The sequence below is a fragment of the Streptomyces aurantiacus JA 4570 genome, from assembly GCF_000414115.1.
GTDB lineage: Bacteria > Actinomycetota > Actinomycetes > Streptomycetales > Streptomycetaceae > Streptomyces > Streptomyces aurantiacus_A.
In genome coordinates, this window is the sequence record NZ_AOPZ01000155.1 from 1 (window position 1) to 6,347 (window position 6,347).

Here is a 6,347-nt window from a genome sequence, read left to right on the forward strand (position 1 = left end):
CCCGTGACTGAGGAATTCCCCCGCCCCACCCGACGTTGCCGCCGGATATGCCCCCTCGCACGCGCATGCCCATAGCCGTCCACACCCTCGGGGTCGCCGTCTTCGCGCTCGGGACCAGTGAGTTCATGCTGTCCGGGCTGCTGCCCGCCGTCGCCGACGACATGAACGTCTCGGTGCCGAAGGCCGGTCTCCTGATCTCGGCGTTCGCCATCGGGATGGTCGTGGGGGCGCCGCTGCTCGCGGCGGCGACGCTGCGGCTGCCGCGCCGGGCGACGCTGGTCGCGCTCATCGCGGTGTTCGGCCTCGGCCAGGTCGCGGGCGCGCTCGCCCCCTCGTACGGGATCCTCTTCGCCTCGCGCGTCGTCAGCGCGCTGGCCTGCGCCGGGTTCTGGGCGGTCGGCGCGTCCGTCGCCGTGGCGATGGTGCCGGTGACCCAGCGGGCGCGGGCCATCGCCGTGATGCTCGGCGGGCTCTCCATCGCCAACGTGCTCGGCGTACCGGCGGGCGCCTTCCTCGGTGACCACTTCGGCTGGCGGTCCGCGTTCTGGGCGGTCGCGGCGGCCTCGGGGCTCGCGCTCGTGGGCGTCGTCGTCCTCGTACCGCGCATCGCCCGGCCCGCCGAACAGCCCGTGCTCCGGCGGGAGCTGGTGATCTACCGGGACCGGCAGGTGTGGCTCGCGGTCGCCGTCGTGGCGCTCGCCGCGGGCGGCGTGTTCTGCGCGTTCAGTTATCTCGCGCCGCTGCTGACGGATGTCGCGGGCCTCGGCGAGGGCTGGGTCCCGGCGGTCCTCGCCCTGTTCGGTGTGGGGGCGCTGATCGGGACGGCCATCGGCGGGCGCGTCACCGACGGGCGGCTCTTCACCGTCCTGTTCAGCGGCATCGCCGCCTCCACCGTGTTCCTGACCGCGCTCGCCCTCTTCTCCGCCACCGCCGCCGCGGCGATCGTCCTCGCCTTCCTGCTCGGCGTCTCCGCCTTCTACACCGGGCCCGCGCTCAACGCCCGCGTCTTCGAGGTCGCCACCGCCGCGCCCACCCTCGCCGGGGCCACCGCGACCGCCTCCTTCAACCTCGGCAACACGGCCGGGCCCTGGCTCGGCGGCACCGTCATCGACGCGGGCCTCGGCTACGAGTCGGCCGCGTGGGCCGGGGCGGGCCTCACGACGTCCGCGATCGTGGCGGTGGCGGTTTCGGCGCGGCTGCGAGGAGGGCGGGGGAAGGGGCCCGGCGAGAGCGCTCACGCCGCGTACGAGAGTGATCCGGAGCGGGCTCCGCAGACGCGGTAGGCGTCGCGGCGGGTCTCGACGGAAAACTCGCCCCCGGACGTTGCCTTTCGCGGCGGCGCCCGCTTGGCTGGCCGCCATGACGAACGACGCGACCCCCGACGCGACCACGTCCGACGAAGCGCACGAATCCGACCGCCCCGGTCGCCTCCTCCGCACCGAACGCGACGCTCTCATCCCGCTCCTGCGCGCCGCCGACGACGCGGCGTTCGCGGCACCGACCTGCTGCCCGGGCTGGACGGTCCGCGACGTCCTCGCGCACTGCTCGGCGGCGCTGAGCCGCGTCATCGAGAGCCGGTTCGACGAGGGCGTGTTCACCGCTGCGGGCAACGACCGCGACATCGCCGAACGGGCCGACTGGCCCCACTCCCGCGTCGTGGACGAGCTGGAGCACGGCATGACCCACGCGGGCGCCGCCATCGCCGCGTCCAAGGGCCTCTTCGACGGCGTGGCGCTCGGCGAGTGGGTGCACGCGGGTGACGTACGGGACGCCTGGGGGCTGCCGGGCGCCTACGCGGGCGACGGTCTCGGCGACGCGCTGCCGCTGCTCGCCGCGTACACCAAGCAGCGCGCGGCGCTGCCCCTGCACGCCGACGTCGACGGGTTCGACGAGCCGCTGATCCTCGGCGTCACCGACGGCAGCAGGCCCCCGGCCCGGTACATCGGTGACGCGCCGACGCTCATCCGGCTGTACGCGGGCCGCCCGCTCGCCGGTGCGGAGTTCGAGCTGGCGGGCGCGACGCGGGAGGAGCTGACCGTCTTCAACTGAGGCCCCCGCGGGCGGGACTCGGCTCAGTGTCCGTGGGGCGTGCCCGACTCCGGGGCCGTGCCGGTGTCCTCGCCCTCGCCCGCGTTCGTGCCCGCGCGCACCGTGAACGCCGCCGTCCGCACCGTGCCCTCGTGCTGGAAGTCCAGGAACAGGCGGTACGCGCCCGCGCTCGGCGCCGTCGCCGTGAAGGACACCTCGGGGCCGGGCTTCGTGGAGCCGTCGCCGACCTCGCCGTTCGGGTGGACGTGCAGGTACGCGAGGTCGCCCGCGCGCAGCGCCACCAGGTGGCCGTACGCGCCCAGGTAGGGCTGGAGGTTCGTGACCGGCTTGCCGTCGCGCGTGACGCGCAGCGTCAGCTCGCGGGGCTTGCCGGGCTTCAACTCGCCGTCCAGGCGCACCTCGTAGCCGTCGCCCGCCTTCGCGGTCGCCTTCGCGGGCGGCAGTCCGGCCGCCGTGTACGGGCCGGTCACGGCGAGGTCCGTCCCGAGCGTCACCTTTTCCTTCGCTCGCGCGGGCGTGAAGTCCGCGAACACGCGGTAGTCCCCGGCCCTGGGCAGCGTCGCCGGGACCGACCAGGTGCCGTCGGCGGCGCGCGTGGGGTGCAGATGGCGGTACGTCGTCAGGTCGCGTGAGGCGAGGATCAGGTGGAGTTCCTTGCCGTGCTCCTTCTTGTACGTCCTCAGGGGAGCCCCTGAGGACTCCTTCTGGATGGTGAAGCGCAGGTCCGTGCGCTCGCCCGCCTCGGCGCGCGGCGTCTTCAGGTCGAGTGCGTAGCCGTCGGCGGCGACCTGGAGGCCCGCCGGGGCCGTCCCGGCCTTCTTCCCTGCGCCCTGTTCCGGGTGCCCGCCGCCGTGGTCCTTCTTCTCGCTGTGCGCCACCGGCTTGCTCACGGTGTCGACGCTCGTTCCGATGCCGTACGCGGCCGTGAACGCCACCGCGACGGCCGCGGCGTACGCGGTGATCCTCAGTCCCGTATCCATGAGTCCGACAATACCCCCTAGGGGTATGAAGTCAAGTGCTGGATCCCCTTGCCCCAGGTACCCCCCAGGGGTATAAATGGATCTCGTAAGCGATACCGGGCCCGGGTATGCCGGGAATGAGGAGAGCGGCTGACATGTCCACCCCGCAGAGTGCGCAGACCACGCGGAACGAGCAGGTAGAACTCGCCATCGGCGGCATGACCTGCGCCTCGTGCGCGGCCCGTATCGAGAAGAAGCTCAACCGCATGGACGGCGTGGAGGCGACGGTCAACTACGCCACCGAGAAGGCCAAGGTCACCTACGACGGCGCGGACGTCGCCGTCGCCGACCTGATCGCCACCGTCGAGGCCACCGGGTACACGGCCCAGGAGCCCGCTCCACCGCATACGGAATCCGGCGGCGGAGGGGGCGACGGGAGCGACGGAAACGGCGGGAACGGCGGGCGCGAGGACGCCGCCGAGCTGCGGCCGCTGCGGGAGCGGCTGATCACCGCCGTCGTGCTCTCCGTCCCCGTCGTCGCCATGGCGATGGTCCCGGCGCTCCAGTTCGAGTACTGGCAGTGGCTGTCCCTGACGCTCGCGGCGCCCGTCGTGACGTACGCCGCCTGGCCCTTCCACAAGGCGGCCGTCACCAACGCCCGGCACGGCGCGGCCACCATGGACACGCTGATATCGGTCGGTACGTCGGCGGCGTTCCTGTGGTCGCTGTGGGCGCTGTTCTTCGGCTCGGCCGGGACGCCCGGCATGACGCACCCCTTCGAGCTGACCATCGAGCGCGGCGACGGCGCCGGGAACATCTACCTGGAGGCCGCGGCCGGCGTCACCGCCTTCATCCTCGCCGGGCGGTACTTCGAGGCCCGCTCCAAGCGGAAGGCGGGCGCGGCGCTCAAGGCGCTCCTTGAGCTGGGCGCGAAGGACGTCACCGTGATCCGGGACGGTCGTGAGGAGACCGTTCCTGTGGGCGAGTTGAAGGCCGGTGACCGGTTCCTCGTGCGGCCCGGCGAGAAGATCGCCACCGACGGCCGGGTGGTCGAGGGCTCATCGGCCGTCGACGCCTCCATGCTCACCGGCGAGTCCGTTCCCGTCGAGGTCGCGCCCGGCGACGCCGTCACCGGCGCCACCCTCAACGTCGGCGGCCGCCTCGTCGTCGAGGCAACGCGCGTCGGCGCCGACACCCAACTGGCCCGCATGGCCCGGCTCGTGGAGGACGCGCAGAACGGCAAGGCGGCGGCCCAGCGGCTCGCCGACCGCGTCTCCGGCGTGTTCGTGCCCGTCGTCATCGCGCTCGCCGTCGCCACGCTCGGCTTCTGGCTCGGCAACGGCGCGGGTCTCACGGCCGCGTTCACCGCCGCCGTCGCCGTACTGATCATCGCCTGCCCGTGCGCCCTGGGCCTCGCCACGCCGACCGCGCTCATGGTCGGCACCGGGCGCGGCGCCCAGCTCGGCATCCTCATCAAGGGCCCGGAGGTCCTGGAGACCACGCGGCGCGTCGACACGATCGTCCTGGACAAGACCGGCACGGTGACCACGGGACGGATGACGCTGCTCGCCACGCATGTCGCGGACGGCGCCGAGGAAGCCGAAGTCCTTCGTCTGGCCGGTGCGTTGGAGCACGCCTCCGAGCACCCGATCGCCCGTGCCGTCGCCGACGGAGCGCTGGAGAAGGTGGGCCCGCTGCCCACGCCCGAGGACTTCGCCAACGTCCCCGGTCTCGGTGTGCAGGGCGTCGTCGACGGTCACGCGGTCCTCGTGGGCCGTGAGCAGTTGCTCGCCGAGTGGGCCATGGCCCTGCCGGTGGAGCTGAAGCGTGCCAAGGACGCGGCCGAGGAGGCCGGGCGTACGGCCATCGCGGTCGCCTGGGACGGCGAGGCGCGGGCCGTGCTCGAAGTGGCCGACGCGGTGAAGGAGACCAGTCCGGAGGCGATCCGGCGGCTGCGGGACCTCGGCCTGACGCCGATGCTGCTGACGGGTGACAACGCCGCCGTCGCCCGCTCCGTCGCCGCGGAGGTCGGCATCGCGCCGGAGCACGTCATCGCCGAGGTGCTTCCGCAGGACAAGGTCGACGTCGTCAAGCGGCTCCAGGGGGAGGGCCGTTCGGTCGCCATGGTCGGCGACGGCGTCAACGACGCGGCGGCGCTCGCGCAGGCCGACCTCGGGCTCGCGATGGGGACGGGGACGGACGCGGCCATCGAGGCCGGCGACCTGACCCTCGTCCGCGGTGACCTGCGGACGGCGGCCGACGCGATCCGGCTCTCGCGCCGCACCCTCGGCACGATCAGGTCCAACCTGTTCTGGGCCTTCGCCTACAACGTGGCGGCGCTGCCGCTCGCCGCGGCCGGGCTGCTCAACCCGATGCTCGCGGGGGCGGCGATGGCCTTCTCGTCGGTCTTCGTGGTCGGCAACAGCCTGCGGCTGCGGGGGTTCAAGGCGCTGAGCTGACGCGTACGGCGCGATGTGGCCCGATCACCCCGGTGCGGTACGAATTCGCACCGGGGTGATCTGCGCGTACCCTGGTAATTGGACTAGACCTGTGTTTCTGTGGTCGCCGCCCCGATTCGATCCCGGAAGCACGACTCGATTCCCAGAAGGAAGACGTCACCTATGAGCAAGCGCGCGCTCCTGGAGGTGATCGCCCTCGACGCCGAGGACGCGGTCGCGGCCCAGGCCGGAGGTGCGGACCGCCTCGAGCTGGTCACCGACATGGCCGCGGACGGGCTCACGCCGTCCCTCGAGACCTTCGCGGAGATCCGCTCCTCGGTCGGCATCGCGCTGCGCGTCATGCTGCGGCTCGCGGACGGGTTCGCGGCGGGGGACGTCTCCGAGCTGGTACGTCGCGCGCGGGAGCTGCGGGCCGCCGGGGCCGACGAGTTCGTGCTCGGGTTTCTGGACGAGGCCGGGGGTGCCGATCTCGGTGCCGTCGAGGCGGTCGTGGGTGCCCTTGACGGGTGCCGGTGGACGTTCCACCGGGCCGTCGACCGGGCCGCCGATCGTGACGCCCTGCGCAAGCAGCTCGCCGATCTGCCGGGGCTCGACACGTACCTCACCGCGGGTGCCGCGGGCGGCGTCGACGATGGCCTTCCCACTCTCCTCGCGGAGGCGGCGCGCTCGCGTTCCGGGGAGCCGGGGTACGAGCCCCGGATCCTCGTCGGCGGCGGCCTTCGCCTCGACCACCTTCCCGCCCTTCGGGCGGGTGGGGTCGACGCTTTCCACATCGGCGGGGCGGCTCGGCCCCACGGGTGGGGCTCTCCGGTCTCTTCCTCGGCCGTTGCGGCCTGGCGTCGTGCTCTGGATGCTTCCTGACCCGCCGCTCCGCGGCGGA

At 73.2% G+C, this 6,347-nt stretch carries 5 protein-coding genes; 4 read left to right on the plus strand and 1 reads right to left on the minus strand.

Translation table 11 applies throughout. From position 1 onward, the window contains the following. Window positions 1–65 precede the first annotated feature (65 nt). Window positions 66–1,283, plus strand: coding sequence for a Cmx/CmrA family chloramphenicol efflux MFS transporter (locus STRAU_RS16940; RefSeq protein ID WP_016641566.1), 1,218 nt, complete (start codon window positions 66–68; stop codon window positions 1,281–1,283). Window positions 1,284–1,359: 76 nt separating this feature from the next. Next, entirely contained in the window at window positions 1,360–2,049 is a 690-nt protein-coding gene (locus STRAU_RS16945) for a maleylpyruvate isomerase family mycothiol-dependent enzyme (RefSeq protein WP_016641567.1), read from the plus strand. Window positions 2,050–2,072: 23 nt separating this feature from the next. On the opposite strand, the gene STRAU_RS16950 is transcribed toward STRAU_RS16945, so the two are convergent. Continuing rightward, window positions 2,073–3,029, minus strand: a complete 957-nt coding sequence (locus STRAU_RS16950; RefSeq protein WP_016641568.1) for a hypothetical protein — start codon at window positions 3,027–3,029, stop codon at window positions 2,073–2,075. Between the two features lie 134 nt (window positions 3,030–3,163). Here STRAU_RS16950 and STRAU_RS16955 point away from each other — a divergent pair, with 134 nt between their 5' ends. Further along, window positions 3,164–5,467, plus strand: coding sequence for a heavy metal translocating P-type ATPase (locus STRAU_RS16955; RefSeq protein ID WP_016641569.1), 2,304 nt, complete (start codon window positions 3,164–3,166; stop codon window positions 5,465–5,467). Window positions 5,468–5,629: 162 nt separating this feature from the next. Further along, window positions 5,630–6,328: a copper homeostasis protein CutC gene (locus STRAU_RS16960; RefSeq protein WP_016641570.1), complete on the plus strand. Its 699-nt coding sequence runs from the start codon at window positions 5,630–5,632 to the stop codon at window positions 6,326–6,328. Window positions 6,329–6,347: the final 19 nt, after the last annotated feature.

Excerpts from the sequence above, each read along its gene's own strand:
- STRAU_RS16950 (WP_016641568.1), bottom strand. The coding sequence starts at position 3,029 with ATGGATACGGGACTGAGGATCACCGCGTACGCCGCGGCCGTCGCGGTG.
- STRAU_RS16960 (WP_016641570.1), top strand. The coding sequence starts at position 5,630 with ATGAGCAAGCGCGCGCTCCTGGAGGTGATCGCCCTCGACGCCGAGGAC.
- STRAU_RS16955 (WP_016641569.1), top strand. The coding sequence starts at position 3,164 with ATGTCCACCCCGCAGAGTGCGCAGACCACGCGGAACGAGCAGGTAGAA.
- STRAU_RS16945 (WP_016641567.1), top strand. The coding sequence starts at position 1,360 with ATGACGAACGACGCGACCCCCGACGCGACCACGTCCGACGAAGCGCAC.
- STRAU_RS16940 (WP_016641566.1), top strand. The coding sequence starts at position 66 with ATGCCCATAGCCGTCCACACCCTCGGGGTCGCCGTCTTCGCGCTCGGG.